Origin of the sequence: Paenibacillus ottowii, assembly GCF_006874425.1 — a bacterium.
Lineage (GTDB): Bacteria > Bacillota > Bacilli > Paenibacillales > Paenibacillaceae > Paenibacillus > Paenibacillus ottowii.
Map to the genome: position 1 here is coordinate 86,690 of NZ_VIJZ01000005.1, position 20,149 is coordinate 106,838.

The 20,149-nt window shown below is 45.0% G+C and carries 15 protein-coding genes; 3 read left to right on the forward strand and 12 right to left on the reverse strand.

Annotation, left to right across the window (positions count from 1 at the left end; genetic code table 11):
* Window positions 1-69: 69 nt before the first annotated feature.
* A complete protein-coding gene (locus tag FKV70_RS13545) occupies window positions 70-2,064 on the reverse strand; it encodes an AraC family transcriptional regulator (protein ID WP_142613167.1) in 1,995 nt (664 codons plus the stop codon).
* Between the two features lie 279 nt (window positions 2,065-2,343).
* On the opposite strand from FKV70_RS13545, the gene FKV70_RS13550 reads away from it, so the two are divergent.
* Together FKV70_RS13550 and FKV70_RS13555 are read left to right on the forward strand one after the other, a co-directional pair.
* Window positions 2,344-3,690, forward strand: a complete 1,347-nt coding sequence (locus FKV70_RS13550) for an amino acid permease (protein WP_063208446.1) — start codon at window positions 2,344-2,346, stop codon at window positions 3,688-3,690.
* 7 nt (window positions 3,691-3,697) lie between these two features.
* A complete protein-coding gene (locus tag FKV70_RS13555) occupies window positions 3,698-4,855 on the forward strand; it encodes a VanZ family protein (protein WP_142613168.1) in 1,158 nt (385 codons plus the stop codon).
* A gap of 132 nt (window positions 4,856-4,987) precedes the next feature.
* Here FKV70_RS13555 and FKV70_RS13560 read toward each other — a convergent pair whose 3' ends face one another.
* The 11 genes from FKV70_RS13560 to FKV70_RS13610 form a co-directional block, all read right to left on the reverse strand.
* Window positions 4,988-5,641, reverse strand: a complete 654-nt coding sequence (locus FKV70_RS13560) for a nitroreductase family protein (RefSeq protein WP_063208441.1) — start codon at window positions 5,639-5,641, stop codon at window positions 4,988-4,990.
* Between the two features lie 48 nt (window positions 5,642-5,689).
* Window positions 5,690-6,145, reverse strand: coding sequence for a MarR family winged helix-turn-helix transcriptional regulator (locus FKV70_RS13565; RefSeq protein ID WP_231887366.1), 456 nt, complete (start codon window positions 6,143-6,145; stop codon window positions 5,690-5,692).
* A 220-nt stretch (window positions 6,146-6,365) separates the two neighbouring features.
* A complete protein-coding gene (gene gdhA, locus FKV70_RS13570) occupies window positions 6,366-7,742 on the reverse strand; it encodes an NADP-specific glutamate dehydrogenase (protein ID WP_142613169.1) in 1,377 nt (458 codons plus the stop codon).
* A gap of 417 nt (window positions 7,743-8,159) precedes the next feature.
* The gene (thrC, locus tag FKV70_RS13575; RefSeq protein ID WP_142613170.1) at window positions 8,160-9,551 is read right to left on the reverse strand and encodes a threonine synthase; all 1,392 of its coding nucleotides are present in this window, start codon (window positions 9,549-9,551) and stop codon (window positions 8,160-8,162) included.
* Between the two features lie 214 nt (window positions 9,552-9,765).
* Window positions 9,766-11,109, reverse strand: a complete 1,344-nt coding sequence (locus FKV70_RS13580; protein ID WP_142613171.1) for a TldD/PmbA family protein — start codon at window positions 11,107-11,109, stop codon at window positions 9,766-9,768.
* Between the two features lie 3 nt (window positions 11,110-11,112).
* Window positions 11,113-12,507 carry a TldD/PmbA family protein gene (locus FKV70_RS13585; protein WP_142613172.1) on the reverse strand — a complete coding sequence of 465 codons (1,395 nt, stop codon included), beginning with the start codon at window positions 12,505-12,507 and terminating at the stop codon, window positions 11,113-11,115.
* A 454-nt stretch (window positions 12,508-12,961) separates the two neighbouring features.
* Window positions 12,962-13,255, reverse strand: coding sequence for a hypothetical protein (locus FKV70_RS13590; RefSeq protein ID WP_244310739.1), 294 nt, complete (start codon window positions 13,253-13,255; stop codon window positions 12,962-12,964).
* A gap of 553 nt (window positions 13,256-13,808) precedes the next feature.
* Entirely contained in the window at window positions 13,809-14,219 is a 411-nt protein-coding gene (locus FKV70_RS13595) for a hypothetical protein (protein WP_142613174.1), read from the reverse strand.
* Window positions 14,220-14,470: 251 nt separating this feature from the next.
* On the reverse strand, window positions 14,471-14,851 hold the full coding sequence (locus tag FKV70_RS13600) for a carboxymuconolactone decarboxylase family protein (protein WP_142613175.1): 381 nt from the start codon (window positions 14,849-14,851) through the stop codon (window positions 14,471-14,473).
* A 16-nt stretch (window positions 14,852-14,867) separates the two neighbouring features.
* On the reverse strand, window positions 14,868-15,065 hold the full coding sequence (locus FKV70_RS13605) for a YgaP family membrane protein (RefSeq protein ID WP_142613176.1): 198 nt from the start codon (window positions 15,063-15,065) through the stop codon (window positions 14,868-14,870).
* Between the two features lie 59 nt (window positions 15,066-15,124).
* The gene (locus FKV70_RS13610; RefSeq protein ID WP_142613177.1) at window positions 15,125-15,802 is read right to left on the reverse strand and encodes a Crp/Fnr family transcriptional regulator; all 678 of its coding nucleotides are present in this window, start codon (window positions 15,800-15,802) and stop codon (window positions 15,125-15,127) included.
* Window positions 15,803-16,985: 1,183 nt separating this feature from the next.
* Between FKV70_RS13610 and FKV70_RS26590 the strand changes: the two genes are divergently transcribed.
* The gene (locus FKV70_RS26590; RefSeq protein WP_244310740.1) at window positions 16,986-20,138 is read left to right on the forward strand and encodes a contractile injection system protein, VgrG/Pvc8 family; all 3,153 of its coding nucleotides are present in this window, start codon (window positions 16,986-16,988) and stop codon (window positions 20,136-20,138) included.
* The last annotated feature ends 11 nt before the right edge of the window (window positions 20,139-20,149 follow it).

A 20,149-nucleotide genomic window follows, 5' to 3' on the forward strand; every position in this document is an offset into this window, starting at 1 on the left:
TCCTACTTTGGTCTCTGCCGTTAAGTAAGAATAGCGCTGTTTTATTATAATCTAGATTATTGAGTTACATTATTTCATTACATTGTTCAGAACATCATCAATCATTTGGCTGTTTGCGATTGTACCTGTATACAACCAGCTGGAATGCTTGCCAAAATCGTATACGTGGCCTTCTTTGACAGCCGGAATTCCTGCCCAGACTGGATCTTTAATAATCTCATCCTTGCTCACATTTTTGCTGTTCACGATAAAGATATAATCAGCGTCCAGCTCAGCTAGTTTTTCCAGGGATAAGTTGCTCCAGTTCGCCTTGGCCGTTTTGGAAATCTCTTGTACGACCTGTGGAATCTTGAATCCCAAATCCTTGTATAATACATCCCCGCTGGATAGATTTTGGTTCACCACATATACGTTTTTATCCGTTACCCACAATGCCGCAGCCGTTTTTTGTCCCACCGTCTGACTCAGCTTGGCTTTCGCTTCTGCCGCTTTTTTGTCATAGTTGCTCAATACCTGCTTCGCTTCACTGCTCTTATTCAGCACCTCACCCACGGTCAGCAGTTCTTGACGCCAATCATTATTCATATTACTGCCTACAACATAGGTCGGAGCAATTTTGGAGTATTGATTATATTTGTCGCCTTCGACCATGCTCGCACTGTCCATAATGATCAAGTCAGGCTTGAAGCTCAACACCGCTTCGAACGGAAGATCCGAAGCGATGGGAGGAACATCCTTCAGTTCTTTTTGCAGGTAAGCCTGAACTGAGTTTTTACCTACCGACCATTGGGCTACCGGTTTAACACCCAGCGCCACCAGATGGTCCTCCAGATAAGAAGCAAGCACACGCTGAGGCTGAGCCGGAATCTTCACTTCATGCCCAAGTGCATCCTTCAGCACCCTTTCCTGTGATGCTGGTTCCGTTGATGTATTATTGTTCCCTTGTGCAGCGCCATCCGTTGCCATAGGACTGGATGAGCCTGAGCACGCGCTTAGCAGCAAGGTAAAACTAAGCAATAAAATAAATGCCATGGAATGCTTTGCATTTCTATTCATTCGTAAAATCCCTTCATCATAGTTTTGATAATGATTATTATCCTCAATAACAGTATGCAGGCCGCTACTTATTGAATCAATGGAACATTCAGACATGCTTGATGGATTATCCAGACGCATATCACTATCAAAAACAGCTGAATATAGGCTATCCCGATAATGCACCGGGGATACCCCGGTATGTTTTTTGAATGCCCGGCTAAAGAAATACACATCCGGATACCCCACACTCACAGCAATATCCTGTAAAGTGGCATCCGTCTTCCGCAAAAGCTCCTTCGCCTTGTCCATCCGTAGTTGAATCAGATACATAATCGGGCTGCAATCCGTTTGTTTTTTAAATAATCGAGTCAGGTGTCGCGGGCTGCATTCCAATAATCCGGCCAGACGTTCCAGTGTGATGGATTCCGCATAATGAGCCTGCATAAATCGAATCGCCTGTGCCACGACATCCCGCGTGGAAGTCCGAGCCTGCGGTTCCTGCCATTGGCGCATACATTCATATGCAAAATCATAGAACCGACCCTGAGCCTGGATCTTCGATAACCCCTCTTGATCCTGCCATGCGTCCGCCAATAGTTGCAGCTTTTGGTATAGTATAACCGGATAGGACGGTATGAAACCATAAGCTGCCGAAGGATGATGATAAACTGTGTGTCCCGATAGAGAGGTCGCTTTATATAGAACAAGAATATATTCGATCCCGCATGGCGCGGGCTTTATGTTCAGTTCAAAACCTTTGCTGCCATGCAGCACATACCCGGAATGGGATGCATCCTTCCAATCACCAGCCAAGTGCACGCTACCCTGTAGCATAAACACAAAAGCATGCGCTGGGAAACAATAGGATTGAACCAGCTCTACAGCTTCCAGTCGAATGTGCCGGACATCCATGACACGGATCGACGAATGGAGCCATACGGACAGCAGCTTGTTCAGCCCATCAGCTTCATGCCCCTTGCTCATCCCGGTATGGGAACCTGCCTGTTTTTGCCGATCCTGCTTCACGTATCCAAGCCTCCGCTTCATAAATATCTTACTTTTTTTTCAAACCAATCTCATTATATATCATAAAGACAGAATGATATCGATCATACAACAATCGTCAACGATATCATTCTTCTGCCTACGTTCCTACAGTTTATCCTCTATCTATTCACAATCTTCCTACCAGATCCTATTTCTTTCATTTCCTAATTGGATATTTTCATGTAGTATAAGTCTAATTGAAGTAACCCTGCTTGGGCTATGCTGAGGCTATATACTATGATGAAGGAGGATTTCATATTGAAATCAAATGAAGAACCCACTCTGCACAAAAAGCTTCGACCACGACATATTACCTTTATGGCTATGGGTGGAGTCATCGGGACGGGGATTTTTAAAGGAAGTACCGAAACGATTAGCTTGGCAGGACCTGGAGTTATTTTGTCCTATGTCTTCGCAGGACTCCTGCTATTGGTCGTTATGGGCGCGATTGCCGAGATGGCTACCGTCTACCCCAACATGAATATGAAGGATTTTATCCGCAAGGCTTTTGGAGAACGGCTTTCCTTTATTATCGGCTGGTTGTATTGCTTTATGTGGCTGGCTGTCTGTGTCATTGAGGTCATTGCTGCGGGGAGCTTTCTGCAATATTGGTTGCCAGATGTTCCTCTATGGCTCCTCAGTTTAGCAAGTGCGGCTTTCATTATTGTCGTCAACATGCTGAGTGTCGGCGGTTTAGGGGAGCTGGAATTTTGGCTGGCGGGTATTAAGATCGCCATGATTATTATCTTTATCGCCTTGGGTGGCTGTATACTATTCGGAATTATTCCCACTGAAACTCCACCTTATCTGAGCAACTACGCGCAGCACGGCGGGTTTCTCCCCAATGGGTGGCTGGCTATCTTTTCGGCGTTACTGGTCGTTACCTTTTCTTACGGAGGGTCTGAGCTGATCGGATTGACGTTGACGGAGACTGAAAATCCAGAAAAGGTACTGCCTAAAGTGGTTAAAAGTTTTATTCTTCGCGTTGTTTTGTTCTATACGCTGCCAATTCTCATTATTTGTGGCTTGATCCCCTGGAATCAGCTGGATGCGAATACCAGCCCATTTGTACAGGTGTTGTCTTCTGTAGGACTTCAAGGCTCGGCTCATGTCATGAACTTTATTCTGATCACTGCTGTACTGTCTGCTGCCAATTCGGGGATCTACGGAGCAACACGTATGCTCCATTCGTTGGCTGTTAATGGGGAAGGTCCCAAGTCACTCGCGCGCTTGTCCTCAAATGGGGTCCCAGTGAACAGTCTCAAACTGTGCGCAGTCATCCTGATTGTTGGCTCCATGGTCGCATACGTCGCTCAGGACGGGCTGTTCCGTATTTTGATGGCTGTACCTGGCTTTGTTGTACTGCTCGTCTGGAGTTGCATCTGTCTGTCCCAATTGAAACTGCGTAAATCTTATCCAGTAGAGCCTACTTTCAAGATATGGGGATACCCTTATATAACGGCGGTAACAGTGGGATGCCTATGGGTCATTGCCTTCCTGTTCTTGATTGACCCGCAAAATCGAATCAGCATAAGTGTATGCGTGTCGTTCATGGCATTTTTGATCATCTGGTCTTTGGTGAAGTTCCGGAGAAAGCAGGCTTAAACAGCTCATGATTCAATCGTATCTATTTCCTGTTTCATATGCTTTTTTAGCCTTCCCAGTTGCTGCGTTATTGTTTACACTTCCGTTCCTTATCGTGCAATATCGCAGACATGGCTATATTCACAAGGCTAGAGCATGGTTGCTTTACTTGATGCTGTTATACTTGATGAACGCCTTCTTTTTGGTCATACTTCCGCTCCCGGCATCACGTCACAATGCGGCCTTGGCCGGGGGAGCGTTGCAATTGATCCCCTTGCAATTCGTGCAAGACATTATAAGAGAAACATCCGTTTCACCTGCTCATCCCTCCAGTTATGTTCATTTGCTGAAGGAGCGTGCTTTTCTGCAAGTCGTTTTTAACGTGATCATGACCTTGCCTTTCGGTATGTTCTTACGTTATTATTTCCGTGCACGATGGGGTTGGTGTCTGATTCTATCCTTCGCCTTGTCCCTCTTCTTTGAGGTGACACAGCTGACGGGACTGTATGGATTTTTTGACCATGCGTATCGTGTGTTTGATGTGGATGATCTGATGGCTAACACATTGGGCGGTATGCTGGGCTTTCTGCTCGGCGAATGGTTTTCACGCTTCCTTCCCCGTTTGGAACATCTGGACAAGCACTTGGATATTACGACCAAACGGGTGTCCTATACAAGACGAGGGGTAGCCTTTTTAGTGGATTCTATCCTTTGGACAGGGTTACTCGGTATCACGGAGTTTCTGCATGTATCTGCTGCTTTCTGGGTTTCCAGCGGGATATATTTTATGGTAGTTCCTTACCTGACCCATGGACGAACTCCAGGGAAATGGCTGGTACGCATACATCTTACAGGGAGAGGAATAAGAGTTTCCCTGTGGGAGCTCATGAAGCGGTACAGTCTCTTGTATTGGTTGTATTTTGGACTGAATTACGTACTAGGTGGATCTGTGCTGGGATCTCATGTGTCTCCTTGGGTCATGATTCCGATTGGTCTTGTGCTGTTGGTGTTGAACGGGTGGTTGTTTCTCCATTTCGTCATACGCCTGTTCAAGAAAGCACCGTTATTTTACGAAGAGCTTAGCCATACTTCACACCAGATTATATGGCCCAAGCGCTATCACCCTCTTCAAAATGACGCCGCTGACTCTGGACAGACTTCGGGAACGGATACAGATCCAAAATAACCGGAAGACCGACAACGTGATAAGCATGGCGTTCTGTTTTCCTATCTAAGCAAAATAAAAAACAGGCGAAGCAAAGGGGAGCCCTTTGTTCGCCTGTTTTTTATTTTGTGTATCGACGTTAATTCATTTTGTTTATTTCCACTGTGCAATTTGATCAATTGGTAAACGTGTGGACGGATGACCCTCGTTGATTCCTTTACCCATGGAAATGAGCATGACAGGAACATAACGATCTTTGTCCAGACCAAAGGCTTCAGCAATTTTATCCTTCTCATAACCGCCGATAGCGTTAGTGTCGTACCCATGAGCACGTGCCACCAGCATAAGCTGCATAGACACCAATCCACCGTCGATCAGGACCGTTTCTCTATTCACAACTGGATCAAGGGCAGCAAAATGGGCTGTTACTTTTTCCTGTTGCATTTCTTTAATGTCTTTTGGCATATAGCCCAGTTCTACAGCTTCTCCGAAGATTTGTTCGAAATTATCAAAGTTGTTCAAATCTCCAAACACAGCGATCACGGCCGAAGATGTCTCTACTTGACGTTGGTTGAAACGAGCCAATGGCGCCAGTGTTGCTTTACCTTCAGGGCTTTCGATGACGAGAAAACGCCAAGGTTGCAGGTTAATGGAAGATGGAGCGCGTGTAGCTTCCGTCAAAATCTCAGTCATTTCCTCGCGGCTGATCTTCACGGACGGGTCGTATACTTTTACCGAACGGCGTCCCAGTGCGATTTCCTTAAAATCATTTGTTTTCACAATATTGGTTGTATTTGTATTACTCATTCCAATCTCTCCTTTGTCCCTCTGGGGAATCGTAATATTCACATGTCGTCAGTCCATATTGGATATATGACTATTCATCACTTGCAGCATATCAGCTAGCTGTTGCCGCTGGGTCTCGTCGAAGCTCTGTAGCAGCTGAGCTACAAACTGCGAGCGCTCCTGCTTAAAGATGACAATGCGTGCACGTCCATAATCGGTCAAGCTTACCAAGGTAACCCTGTTGTCCTCTGGTTTTGTGCGTCGTGTGACCATTTCGGTCGCCTCTAGCTGTTTCAAATGGCGCGTTACGGCCGCACCGTCGATGCCAACCTCTTTTTGCAGCAGCGTTTGGCTAATCTCCTCCACCTGATACAACTTGCACAACAACTGCAATCTGGAGGCGCTGATTCCTGCACACCGCTCAAACTTGGAGCTAATCTGTTTGTTCAGCAGCAGCAGCAGATCAAAAATATACTCAGCCTCGGATGGTGTCTGGGTGATATCAATCTCTCCTCCCTTAAGCATATCGCTGGGCTTTATGATCTAACCGTTGATCCATCAATCATTGATCTATCAAGTAATATACAACTTCTTTAACAATAAATCAAGTCCCTGAGAAAAATAAAGTGCCTCATTCCAAATAAAAGCTGAGCGACTCGCACGGAGCCGCTCAGCTTTTATTTTGCTTTTATACGCTAGGTTATTCAATCTTTGTACAATTAAGATAAGGAAATGGGATGTTGAATTAGATAATTCCGTGAGACAGCATAGCATCAGCCACACGCACAAATCCGGCGATGTTCGCTCCAACCACCAGGTTGCCCGGTACGCCGTACTCCTCAGCTGCCTTCACGCTGTTAGCATAAATATTTTTCATAATATCATGCAGCTTGGCATCCACTTCTTCAAAGGTCCATGACAGGCGCATGCTGTTCTGCGACATTTCGAGCGCCGACACCGCAACTCCGCCTGCATTGGCTGCTTTGGCTGGTCCAAACAAAACCCCGCTCTCCAAAAATACTTCAATGGCCTGTAGTGAGGACGGCATATTTGCACCTTCGCCGATAGCCTTTACGCCATTGCTGACCAACAACTGCGCTGCATGCTCGTCAATTTCATTCTGTGTTGCACACGGCAGTGCGATGTCACAAGGGATTGACCAGATTCCCGAGCAGCCTTCTGTATAGATTGCGCCTGGACGCTCTTTTGTATACTCGCTAATCCGTAGACGATTCACTTCTTTAAGCTGCTTCACCAGCTTGAGATCAATACCGTCTGGATCATAGACATAGCCATTAGAGTCACTACATGCCACGACTGTAGCACCGAGCTGCTGTGCTTTTTCAATCGCATAAATGGATACGTTGCCCGAGCCTGACACGACGACACGTTGTCCTTCAAAGGACAAACCTTGGGCTTGCAGCATCTCGTTGACAAAATACACACAACCGTAGCCAGTTGCCTCCGTACGTGTGAGACTGCCTCCGTAATGAATCCCTTTACCCGTCAGGACGCCGCCCTCATGTCCTCCGCGAATCCGCTTGTACTGCCCAAACATGTAACCGATCTCACGGCCACCTACGCCAATATCCCCTGCCGGAACGTCGGCATCTGGGCCGATATATTTATACAATTCCGTCATGAAGCTTTGTGTAAAACGCATCACTTCGTTATCTGATTTTCCTTTGGGGTCAAAATCCGAACCGCCTTTACCACCACCGATGGGAAGACCCGTCAACGCATTTTTGAAAATTTGTTCAAAACCCAAAAATTTGACGATACCCAGATACACGGAAGGATGGAAACGGAGTCCACCTTTATAAGGACCAATCGCACTGTTAAACTGTACGCGGAAGCCACGGTTGACCTGTACATTGCCTGCATCGTCTACCCAAGGTACACGGAAGGTAATGACACGTTCTGGCTCCACCAGCCGCTCCAAAAGCCCCTGCTGCATATACTTAGGATGCTTAGCCAATACCGGAATTAGCGAATCCAAAATTTCCTTGACGGCCTGATGGAATTCATTCTCATGAGGATTGCGCGCGATAACCTTCTCAAAAACGGACTGCACATATTCGGCTGCTGCTTGTTGACTCTGCTCTGGACGGATCATGGTCATTATTTAATACACCCCTTTTATAATTAGCCCCTCTGTTAAACGACGGAATGACTTTATTCTGCCCCCTCGAGAGTGGAACTTTATGTATTCATAAAATTTAGTTTACTATACATGATTTTTTATAATAATACATCAAAATCGCCTATAAAAGATTTTTGTATCCTTCATTAAATAACTCTATGAACCTACCATTGCCTGTCATATTCCTAAAGCCAAAACCCTTGATTTACGGGCTTTTTTCACGATTTTCCAAGCTCTAACACCTTACTCGATATGGCATTAATATGTGAACAAATTGAAAATAAAACATACATCATATCTGGAAAAAATGGAAACAAGAAAAAGGCTAGCGCACAGGGCGCAGCCTCTTTTCCCATCCGTAAGAAGGTAACAACTCACCATTACAGAAATATTCTATTACGCATAAAAGGCTTCAAGCTGACGCACAATTTCGGCCTCGTCATGCTCTACCACTTGCTGATGTTGCGGCTTGGAAAACAATTGTTCAATTTGTTCCGGGAACTCCTGCTTGATGTCCACCAGACGAATCGCCTCATCGAACTTGGCTGGATGCGCTGTCGCGAAGGTCACACAGACTTCGTCCGCGCCATTATACGCCTCATACGCAGCAATACCGCAAGCCGTATGCGGGTCGAGCAAATAATCATATTCAGCCTTGTATTTCTTGATCAGCTCCAGACACTGCTCATTCGAAGCACCCAGCGCTTCAAAATCTTGCTGAACTCGCTTCAAATCCTCTGCCCCGATCACAATCCGCCCCTCGGTTTTGAGGTTATTCATGTATTCAGATACCTTAGTCGCATCCTCTCCGAGGAAGTAGTACAGGTATCTTTCGAAATTGCTTGCCACCTGAATGTCCATCGAAGGACTGTATGTGCTCTTAAAGTCACCTGGCTGGTATTCGCCTGTCTTCACGAAACGCTCCAAAATATTATTTTCGTTCGTGGCAATGATCAGCTTATGGATCGGCAGGCCCATTTTCTTCGCAAGAAAGCCGGAAAAGATATTGCCAAAGTTGCCGGATGGCACACTGACATTGATCTTCTTCGTACCCGCAGACTCCAGCGCCCGGAAATAAGCATAGAAGTAATATACCGTCTGCGCCAAAATACGCACAAAGTTAATCGAATTAATCGCCCGCAGATGATGTTTGGCTTTGAAGTCCAAATCAGCGAACAGGTCCTTAATCACTTTTTGACAATCGTCAAAGTTTCCTTTTACAGATAGATTCAGCACGTTTTCATCGTCTACCGTCGTCATTTGCAGTTCTTGTACCTTGCTCACTTTTTGATGCGGATGCAAAATACAGATTTTGATGCCTTCCTTGCCTCGTACGCCCTGAATGGCTGCCGCCCCGGTATCGCCTGAGGTTGCTCCCAAAATGTGAATGATCTCATTCTGCTTTTTGGAAACATAGGAATAAAATTCACCCATAAATTGCAGCGCCACATCCTTGAACGCAAACGTAGGTCCATGGAACAACTCCAAAATAGACAGGGAATCGTTGATCTTCTTCACTGGCGTAACTTCCGGATGACGGAAGCTTGCATAGCTGCGCTCTACCAGTTGCTTCAAATCTTCACGAGGAATCTCATCATTGATATACAGCGCAAAAACTTCCAGCAGCAGCTCTCTGTAGCTCAATGTCGCCCATTGCTCCAGCGTAGCTCCCGACACCGTCGGAATCTGCTCCGGTACCATCAGACCTCCATCGTCAGCTAACCCCATGAGCACGGTATCAATAAATCCCTTGGCTTCTACTCGACCTCTAGTGCTTATATATCTCATATACATCCCCCAATAAAAATTCAATTCGAACCTTTTTTCGAATATATTATTGTCTATAATACCCTGTCGCGGTGCTGTAACCAAGCCTTTTTTTCATATTTCAAAGACTTTCTCCTACTTTACCATACCCTGATGCATCAAGCATCTATCATCACTAGTCAATTAGAACGTCAGGAACAGGCCGTAAGTGTGAAAAGGAAGGCTGCTCCAGCCACTAGGAGCCTGAAATCGAGAGTGCAGCCAGCTTGAGCGAAGGAGATGTGCAGCTTCCCGTAAAACGCAAATCGTTGCCAACTTCCTCTACCTGCTGCAATACGTCAAAGAAGTTGCCCGATACCGTAATCTGATTGACTGCTCTGACCACTTGCCCTTGCTCAATCCAGTAGCCCAGACAAGCTAGCGAAAAATTACCAGACGCCGTATTCGTACCTGCATGCAGCCCTTGCAGCTCTACGATCATCAACCCGCGATCCGTCTTGCGAATCATGTCTTCTAACGTAGACGTGCCTGGAGCCACGTACAGATTATGATACGACACCCCGATTTTACCGTTATAGCTACCTTTGGAAGCATGAGAGGTACTCTGCACCCCAGCCTTGCGAGCCGTCTTGCGGTTATGGAAATACGTCCGTAGTTCGCCATCCTTGATAATCTCATTGCGGCGTGTCGCACTGCCTTCAGCATCAAACGTGCTGCCTGCCGGAACGTTTTCCATCAGCGGATCATCAATCAGCGTAATACACTCGCTTGCCACCTTTTGTCCCAGTTTCCCAGCCAAGCGTGAAAAGCCTTTATCCACTGACTCCGCTGAAAATACCGACGTATACGCAGCCAGCAATTGCGCTGCTGCATCATGACGGAAAATGACCGGATAGTTATCCGATTGGATCGTGCGCGCCCCCAGCTTGGAAACAGCCTCTTGTACGGCTTTATGCGCCACATCCGCAATATCGATCTCCTCCACGCTCCGCAGCGAATAATCATGCCAGCCCCCGGTAACCGTCTCGCCATGGTCTGCTGCAATCACATACACATAAGCGGTCGCCAGACTTTTGCGACGATGACAATTCAGTCCTTTAGTATTCACAATCAGGACCTCATTTTCACGAATGCTGACCGAGCAATGCCGAGCCATCACAATCCGTGGGTCTGCGGCAAGCGCTGTACGCTCCATTTCCAGCGCCGCTTCGATCAGAATTTCAGGAACTGTGTCAGCCAACGCTACGGCATAGGCAGGCTGCTCAGGATAGCTCTCAGAGCCTTCAAACAGCTCATCCTGCTCCTCGCTCTCCAATATGTCCGCGTTACTGCGTGCTTCTTCCAATAAGAAGTCGATCACATCCGGTTCCAGCTTTTCTGTAGAGGCATAGCCCATTTTTCCGTTAATGACACCACGAAAGGAAAGTCCACCGTTTTCAACGATGGTATATTGGTCAATCTCTCCCTTTAGCACCTTTACCGAGGTAGAACGTCCATTTACATAGTAGATTTCCATATCCGCATAGCCCATTTCCCGACCTTTGGTGAATAATGCTTCCTGAAATTGCTGAATATTCATCGCCTATTCCCCCTTCCGTCCGCCGACAGTCATCTCGGACACCCGTATAGTAGGCTGTCCGCAGTTGACCGGAAGACTTCCACTGACCGAGCCGCACATCCCCTGACCATGGTCCAGATTGTTGCCGACCCTATCAATATTTTGCAGGGTTTCAATCCCTTTGCCGATCAGCGTTGCGCCTTTGACCGGCTCGGCAATTTTGCCGTTACGAATCATGTACGCCTCTTCGACTGCAAAATTAAACTCGCTCGTCGAGGTGTTCACCGAACCACCGCCCAGCGATTTGGCATAGATGCCGTACTCTGTATCCGCAATGATCTCTTCACGAGTAGACTCACCATTCGCAATAAACGTATTGTTCATACGCGATGCAGGCGCGAATTTATAGGATTGTCTTCGTCCTGACCCTGTCGCAGGTACACCCATCTGGCGCGAACCCATGCGGTCGATCAGATATCCTTTTAAAATGCCGTTCTCGATTAATACGTTGCGCTGTGTCGGCGCTCCTTCGTCATCGATATTGAGCGAGCCCCACGCATTCGGAATCGTTCCATCATCTATAGCCGTGACGAGCGGTGAAGCCACCTGCTGCCCGATCTTATTGGCAAACACGGAAGTTCCATGCGCCACCGCCGTAGATTCCAGCCCGTGTCCACACGCCTCGTGGAAAAGAACGCCGCCGAAGCCATTTTCAATCACGACCGGCAGTCTGCCGCTAGGCGCATATCCTGCTTTCACCATCGTGGACGCAATCCGAGCGGCGTGTCTGGCATTTTCTTCGATATTCAGGTTCTCCAGGAATTCAGTCCCAGCATACGCTCCCGGCCCACGGAAACCGGACTGTCTATGCTCCCCATCCGTCGCAATCGCGCTTATTCTCATGCGGGTATACGTACGGGTATCCTCCACCAGCAGCCCGTTGCTATTGGCGATCAAGACGTTCTGGATCGAGTTGCTAATCCCAACAGAGGTTTGCGTGATGGAAGGGTCATATTGGCTTGCCGCCTCATGCGCCCGTCTCATCATGTCGATCTTGGCACGTTTCTGCGAACCGTCAGGGATGATCGCAATTGGGTGTTGGTTAGGGATCGCATGGGGATGGAGGGTAATGGTGTGTGTACCTGGCGTTCCACCACCGCGAATAGCCTTGGCAGCCGATTTGGCCAGTCGAATCAGGCTCTGTTCGCTCATATCGCTGGTGTACGCATACACCGAAAAATGCTCCTTCATGATCCGAATACCAATCCCAAAATCTCGGCCTGACAGCGCCGTATCCACGACGCCCCCGGTCATGCCCAGTTGTCCATTGGTACGGTCCTCGACGAACACCTCTGCAAAATCCCCGCCCGTCTCCAGCGCGGCTTGCAGCATATCCTGAATCTGTGTTGGATGTATCATCACGTTCCTCCTCGTTTTTGCCATGTTTCATATTGTACGTCTAAGCGATTAAGATCATATGCGGGTACATGTTTATTTCCCATAACTTTACTATACATGATGTTGGGAGTGGGTGTAACTATCTGGGTGGCAAGTGGTTTGGAAGGGAGTGAAAATTTCATGTGTGGGATGGAGGGATTGAAATGAGAAAACCCGACCGGACCGTGAAGGGTCATGTCAGGTTTGCTTGAGTTGCTTGATTACTGGGTGAGTTGAGCAAGTACGTGCCTATGAGGCCGCTACGTAGACGGATCATTCTTCCGATCGCTGTTGACCCCAGATTTTTTTGATTATAGTTTAACAGTAAAAATCCGGTGAAGGTTATACTTACGAAGCAGCTTTCCTACGGAAAGCTTTCACCCAAACGCTCCGCTTCTTCAAAACGATTCCGTCCCCTCCGCTGCTATGCTTGGGTTTACTTCATTTTGTTTGCCAAAATACTTTTTTTCAATCGAACTTTAAACAGTTCTCTTCGTAAATCTAGTTCCATGATATGAAGATGATCGGCCGCTTCTTTGACGGTTTCCATGTGCAGTACACTTGCCTTTTGAGAAATAATAGTTAGCGCATCCCAAATGAGCTTTGTGCATGTTTTAAGTCTCTCTATGTGTTCGTCTTCTTGCTGTACCAAACTTTCGTATTCTTTAGCCGTATTTTCAGATAAGTTTGTATGTTCCACGTTCTTTGGTATCTTGGGTTGGGTATCCAAGGTTATCATCTCCTTTTTATTCAAAGTGTAGCAAAGGATGATAACGGATGTGGTACGTGTATACGTAATATTGGAAGAATTAAATGCTATTCCTTTTATCCAAAGTCCAATGTGCTCCCCAAAACCTTTGTATTCCATTTTACTTAGTTAAAGAGTTTTCACAATTTAATTTACAGGCTCTGTATTCTCCTCAATAAATTAACTTCTACTTTGCCAACAGAAAAAGAAACCCTGCGTTCCCTTAATAATTTCCGGTAAATTTGGTAAAGCACACTTTTAAACTCAGACAAAATAGCATCTTGAATTTTTGATTCAAATATAAGTTTTTCTTCCACTATCTCACAACCAAATTCTTCAATAAAGAATCCTGAATTACCAGCTTAGTTTCGCATTTTTTTCTGCTTTTAAATTCAATAGCAACATCTATATTTTGGGCACTTTCAATATTTTCAAATCTCATAGCGCCATGGAAAAGTAGAATCCGTTGTCTAACGTACCCTTTACAAAACTATTTTCAATAAGATTTTTCCCATCTATTCTATAATTGCTGAGTTTATACCTTGAAGCTGATTTGCGGATATTGAACTTTCCTCCGAGTTAGCTCATCATCATCACGTTTAACTTTCAGTTTTATTATTTCTTCAAATTTCCATGGTGAGTGGTCATGTTGAAAAGATTCATTAAATAACTGAATCCTTTTCTCACAAGACAACATTCTCAAACTTATTTCAGAAAAGTCAAACTTTATGTCATTATTCTTTTGATGGATATAGTTAATTACTTGTGTAACTTTGCTATAATCATTGCTAGCTAAAGTATCGAAATCCAAACTACAAGTATCTTTTTGTTGGTTCACAGTTACTTCTACTCTTCTGTCAGTTCTATCTAACAAATCAATCATACTCGGTTTATATTCTGTATAATTTATAGTAAAATGCTTTTCCTCTCGATAAATTACTACCACACACTCCACGTGTGTTGAGTTAATATTAATGACAAATCAAAAAGATGTGATTACAAAATTATCCCATATAAAAACTAATAGGAGCCTTGACCAAGGCTCCCTTCTACTGAGATAGATACTTCCCCCTAGTGCAAGTACACTTGGAGCATCTGCTATTAATCATAGGCTTTATGATTTGATTATTACAATAATTCTATGCAAAGCATTATAGGAGTTCAGTTTAGTTTACATCCTCTAGAAAATTCCTACACTTAGCAAAAACACTCAGGTACATCATTAGATCCCTTTTGAGACTTATTTTCCTCACCTTCTTCATAGGATATCAGAGCGTTAACTCCGTGGCTGAGAATGGCACCGGCTCGTGTTGATGCTGCCACAAGAAGGGCTTCCATTATCTCTTCCATGGTACCTCCCAGAGCCTTATATTTTTTCACATGAACATCGATGCAATAGGGACATCCCGTTACGTGGGCTACTGTTACGGCAATTAATTCCTTTGTCTTTTGGGGTAATGTATTTGCTGTTTGATAAACTTGATGCTCGAAATGAAAATAAGAAGCGGCCGCCTCGGGACTAAATTTGATTAATTCCGGAATCCGTTGTAGATTAGTTGGGGATAGGTATGATTTCATATCATTTATCTCCTTTTCAATATGATTTGGTAGAGCATGTACGGACGCCAAGAATCCGATAGACGAAGCAGGTACCTAGCAGACTAGTCAGTATAAATGGAATACCTATTAGTCCTACGTATTTCCATGTACTTTCGACAAATACAAGCATTGATACCAGAACAATCCCAATTATGAATCGTATAGTTCGATCCAAATATCCGACGTTTTTCATGTTTTCATCCCTCCTGTGGTCATTTTAAGGGATAAAAACGCTTTGCTTCTGTGACATAATCACTTTACTTGAGCCAACTGTTCAAGCTCGAAGCGCTGAAGCAAATAAATTTTACCTCGTCCCAATTGAATCCATCCAAGCCTCTCAAATTCCTTCAGTACCCTGCTTACTACCTCCCTTGCTGTGCCTAATTCCAAAGACAATGCCTCATGGGTAGCATACAGGGGTGCTTCTGAATTGGTATTGGTATTCGTTTTCCGTAGTAACAGTTCCGCCACTCTGCGGTCCATAGGAAGGAACGTAATATCTTCAATAAGACTAGTAACCGAAATCATTCTTTTAATGAACAGACGGTAAATGAATTGATTTAGCTCTTTATATGTATCCATCCAGTGTTTAAACAAGGCGACGGGAAGTACGAGCAATTCCGTTTCTTCTTCCGTTTCCGCTAACGCTTCGTACCCTGTTTCACCTAGAATGCTGGCCATCATAATGACGCAAACTTCGCCACTTTTCACCCGATACAGTGTCAATTCTTTCCCAGACGGGCTTATTTTGTAGATGCGCACACTCCCCCGTAACACGAAAGAGGCATGTTCGAAAATGTGTCCCTCCTCCAGAACCGGTTGGGCGGAAAGACTTATGATGGAAGCCCCTGTATTTTGCCACTTTTCGAGAGGCACTACGGAGAAGCAGGGGAATTTGGATACAATGTTAGCGAATTTCTCAGGATCCATGCAAAGCAAAACCTCCTAATAGTTTGTTTTTAAACATATGCAAAAACGATAGATTCCATTTTTTCTAAAAAACCCTTCCGTCATTGCAGAAAGGGACTAGGCATCGATGCTTCTTGTTAAACATCTCACCTTACTCGTTTCTGCAAAGCAACCGACTTCACATGTATGGATTACGTATTATTGACAACAAGGATGTGGCAATTACAACAATACAGGATTAGCAGATGTTTTTCCATTTTCAACCTCTGTTTAGTGACCATCATCACATTCCAGCCTATAAGCTAAGGTTAAAATATACAGAACTAGCGTATCCTTTATTTTCATCCATTCCTTTTCGCTCAATTTTCATCGTTTTCAAGTATAAACAACTTTCCATAATGAACTTTTCGTATTCTCTTCTTTAGTGCTAAAGCCGTACTCTTCATAACAATTTTTCAACCAAAACATTATTATTTTGAGAATAAAGAATTGGAATAAAAACAGGGGAAAACTTGAGGTTGTTGGTTTTCCCGTTTTCCTCAATCATTTACCCTGTCAGTGTCAGATGTTTATTTTGAATGTCAAAAGTTTATTGCTTGGCTACACCTTAATTTCATCAGCACCACGCACTCCACATGTGTCGAGACAATGATAGGGATATATTCCTTTTTATTATATATATTACCTATAATATCAAAAGCCGCTCCTTCTCACAACACCCCCTTTTTCCAGATGATACCCGTTTTCCCTTCACTTCTATCGATCCCACTAATTCCATATGAGCCTGTATTTAATTTACCCGAATCCATAATCACAATTAAATCAGCTCAGTTCCTGACTTTGGAAGACAATTGCTCAAAATTACTTTCAGCTTTCTCTCTTCCCATACCTCTCCCTTCCAGTATTACACATAGTAAATACCCCAACGAATGGGTCATTCTGTAAACTAAATCTCTCTTTTGACCGATAAATACATATACTGGACTGTTTATTAAATATCACCTCCTGTTCTTTTATACCTTGAAAGAATACTTACTTGGGACAACTGTATCCGATTAAGAATGTTTTTGTACCCAACAAACTCAATGATACATATTGGTCTTGAGCCAAAGCACCCATCCGTATTCAATAACCAGAACCGAATTAACGATGACGTATTTACTTGTAACCAGCCATCACACCTAGAAAGGAGACATGAACTCACTTGAGCGTATTATCAGATGGGATCGGATATGAAAGCCTACGCTTTTATGGTCCCTTTCAGCCACTACACATCCAACAACTTCAAATAACACGTGCTATCAACGACCATTCCTTTTTACATATCAGTGGGTTGCTCTCTGAAGAACAAGGAGCTGCATGCATCGGACAGGATATGGAGCAAGAGCAGATTGTGATTCGTCAGTTGGATGATCAGGGACAATCGTTGAGAAGACTGTTCCATGGGATTGTTACACGTATGTCCGTACACTGCGTGCGAGGCGTGTATACGTTTGAACTGGAGGCCGCTTCCCATTCGTACCAGATGGATATCAAACGTAAAAGACGCTCCTACCAAGATATTCACCGCACCTATGATGATCTGGTCACTGCGCTGGTTCGAAAGTATCAATATGGAGATGCCATTGATACGGTAAGCAACTATGCCAAACTGGAGACATTTGTTTTACAATATGAGGAGACGGATTGGGTGTTTTTAAAGCGTCTCGCCTCTCGCTTTGGTTCCGTACTTGTGCCAGAGGTAACTGCAGCCTCGCCCAAGGTTTTCTTTGGGATGCCAGAAGGCAAGCAGCATAAGGTGGAGCGGGATGTATTCTATCGGGTACGGAAAACGTTTCATGAACTGGATGCGGAAAAGCTAGGAGAACAACGTGCTGGCTCGTATATCACCTATAGGATTGAAAGTCAGCAATACTATGCGCTCGGCGACCTCATTACGTTACCCATCGGACAAGGAAAAGAACTGGTCGTGGTTCGCGCAGTGACACAGTTAGCGGATGGCTTACTACGTATCCGCTATGATCTTCAAGCTGAACAGGATATTCGCTATGCCCGGTATGAAAACAATCAGGCCATCGGAATTTCGCTGACAGGAACGGTGCTCAAGGTACAGCAGGATTTTGTACAGCTTCAACTGGACATCGACCCGAAACAAGATCCTGCTAAAGCCTGCTGGTTCCCTGTGGCGACTAGATATGTCGCCGAAGAACACAGTGGCTGGTACGATATGCCTGAAATCGGGGAACAGGTGGAATTGTATCTGCCTACCCACCGCGAACAAGATGCCTATGTGACAGATTCGCTACGACAACAACGCCACGCGAATGGACAGCCGAATGTGAAGGTATGGCAACATGTGCAAGGTAGCGGCGTAGAAATGTCTGAGCAAGAACTGACCCTGTCTACCTCTGGGGAATTTTCGATTACACTGCATGAAGTTAACGGCATCACCATCAACAGTCCGGGGAATGTGCAGATTCAGGGTGGTCACGTGAAGCTTGATGCAGGTGAGGAACTTTCGCTCGAAGCTGGAACGGCGCTGTATCTGAAAGGCGGAGCCAGCAGCATGGTACTGGATGGTGAGACGGATACCAAAGCTCCAGTGATTTATCAGGAAGGAACGGTGAAAGCTCCTGTTTTCGTAGCTGACCTCCCTCCTGTGCCTGAGCCGCCACTCATGAGCATAAAAGCCTATGAAGCAGCCCAGTCAGCAGCCAAGGATTCATCTAGCAGCCAAGCCTCTACCCCTAAAGCAAAAGTCACAAGTCCAGCAGAGCTTAAACAGGCGAATGCCTTGATGGGTACGGTGTCCAAGCTATTAGGCTCCATTCCAGTGATGGGAAAAGTGGCTGGTGTTGTAGCGGGTGCGCTAAGTGGACCTGCGGGTGGTGTGATTCTGAGAGCAACCGCTATGATCCCCGTTCGGAGCAAAGGAACAAATCACGCTGTAGGTAGTGCTCCTAAAGGTGGTTTGCATCCACTGAAGCATCTGGCTAGTTTAGCGCTCCAAGGGCTAATAAGCCAATACGAGCATGAACGGGCTAAGGAAGCTTATTATAGCAAGTGGATTTTAGGCAAAGTGTATACGAGTGCACGTCACATAGCGCTTTCGGGTGGCCCACTGGAACTGGTCCAAAACCTGTTAAAAGAGTCAAATGCCATGGCTCATGCATATCAGCAGGTTCCTAAAAATATTCAGGAGAAATGGCTCCGGGATAATGAAGAAAAACAACGTATTCAAGCAGCACAAACACAGAAACATGAGAATTCTAAACTTGCATTATGGCGAGAAAGAAAAACTAGTGAATATACTTCATATTGGAATCAAACTGATTATTTTACAGCAAACTGGTGGCAGGATGAAAATAAGCTAAAACAAGCAGAGCAAGCACTGCGCACTGAAATTACAATGAAGCGCAAACTATCACTGTATGATATTAAAGATCCTAATAAATTGGCCGCGATCCAGCGTATCGTCAACGCAAAACGAACGCAAGTATGGGATGAAGGAACTCTCAATGCCATTGAAGATGGTTTGGTATCGATGGGTGTGGATTCTTCAAATGCTATTGAGTTGGACAAAGAGAAAATGGATGCACTCATTTCTCGATACAATCAAGGCTTCATTGGACAAAAATCTGGAGATTACATGGAAAGGACAGGCTTAAGCGATTTAGTCGAAGACACGACCTATGGAATTGTGGCAACCCGAATCGGTATAGGGAGTGCTGGAAGTTCTCCTGCCAGGTCCAGCCAACCACCTATTGCAGAAAATCCGCCTGGAAAACCCAATCCAAAGGGTGGCCCAGGTGTAAACAGACCCATTGATGAGTTCAATGATTCGGCGGTTTATAATGGGGCAAATTCAAGTAGACCTAAGGAGTCACCTAAACTACCAAATTCGAGCAAGCCTCCTGAGAGTACTGGTAAAGGTCCAAGCAAATATTTAGATAAACCTGCTGATGAAAATGGAACACTAAATATTGGGGCACGAGGTAAACCTACAGAAGGCGCATATAATATTGATATAGACCCTAAGGCTCCTGGTGTTTATTATGGAGATGCAACAAAATTAACTAATATTAAGACAGGGAGTCAGAGTAAAATCATTATTGAAAACCCATATGGCTATGACCCATTGAACCCTGAAGTATTAAGAGGGTTATCAAGAGACGGGGAAATTATAATTACTGGGTCGCGCTCTAATATGAACAAGCTGGTGAGAACATTAGAGGATAAAGGGTTGAAGGTAAAGGGTGAGAGACGAGAAATACCCAATGATGGCAAATATCTAACTACAGATGGGCAAAATATTAAATCACCAATGCTAGATCAGTATACCTTTATAAGAAAGTGAGGTTATAGAGA

Bases quoted from the DNA above. Each gene is read 5' to 3' on its own strand.
- FKV70_RS13555 (WP_142613168.1), top strand. From the start codon at position 3,698: ATGATTCAATCGTATCTATTTCCTGTTTCATATGCTTTTTTAGCCTTC.
- FKV70_RS13560 (WP_063208441.1), bottom strand. From the start codon at position 5,641: ATGAGTAATACAAATACAACCAATATTGTGAAAACAAATGATTTTAAG.
- FKV70_RS13565 (WP_231887366.1), bottom strand. From the start codon at position 6,145: ATGCTTAAGGGAGGAGAGATTGATATCACCCAGACACCATCCGAGGCT.
- gdhA (WP_142613169.1), bottom strand. From the start codon at position 7,742: ATGACCATGATCCGTCCAGAGCAGAGTCAACAAGCAGCAGCCGAATAT.
- thrC (WP_142613170.1), bottom strand. From the start codon at position 9,551: ATGAGATATATAAGCACTAGAGGTCGAGTAGAAGCCAAGGGATTTATT.
- FKV70_RS13580 (WP_142613171.1), bottom strand. From the start codon at position 11,109: ATGAATATTCAGCAATTTCAGGAAGCATTATTCACCAAAGGTCGGGAA.
- FKV70_RS13585 (WP_142613172.1), bottom strand. From the start codon at position 12,507: ATGATACATCCAACACAGATTCAGGATATGCTGCAAGCCGCGCTGGAG.
- FKV70_RS13600 (WP_142613175.1), bottom strand. From the start codon at position 14,851: ATGAAATCATACCTATCCCCAACTAATCTACAACGGATTCCGGAATTA.
- FKV70_RS13605 (WP_142613176.1), bottom strand. From the start codon at position 15,065: ATGAAAAACGTCGGATATTTGGATCGAACTATACGATTCATAATTGGG.
- FKV70_RS13610 (WP_142613177.1), bottom strand. From the start codon at position 15,802: ATGGATCCTGAGAAATTCGCTAACATTGTATCCAAATTCCCCTGCTTC.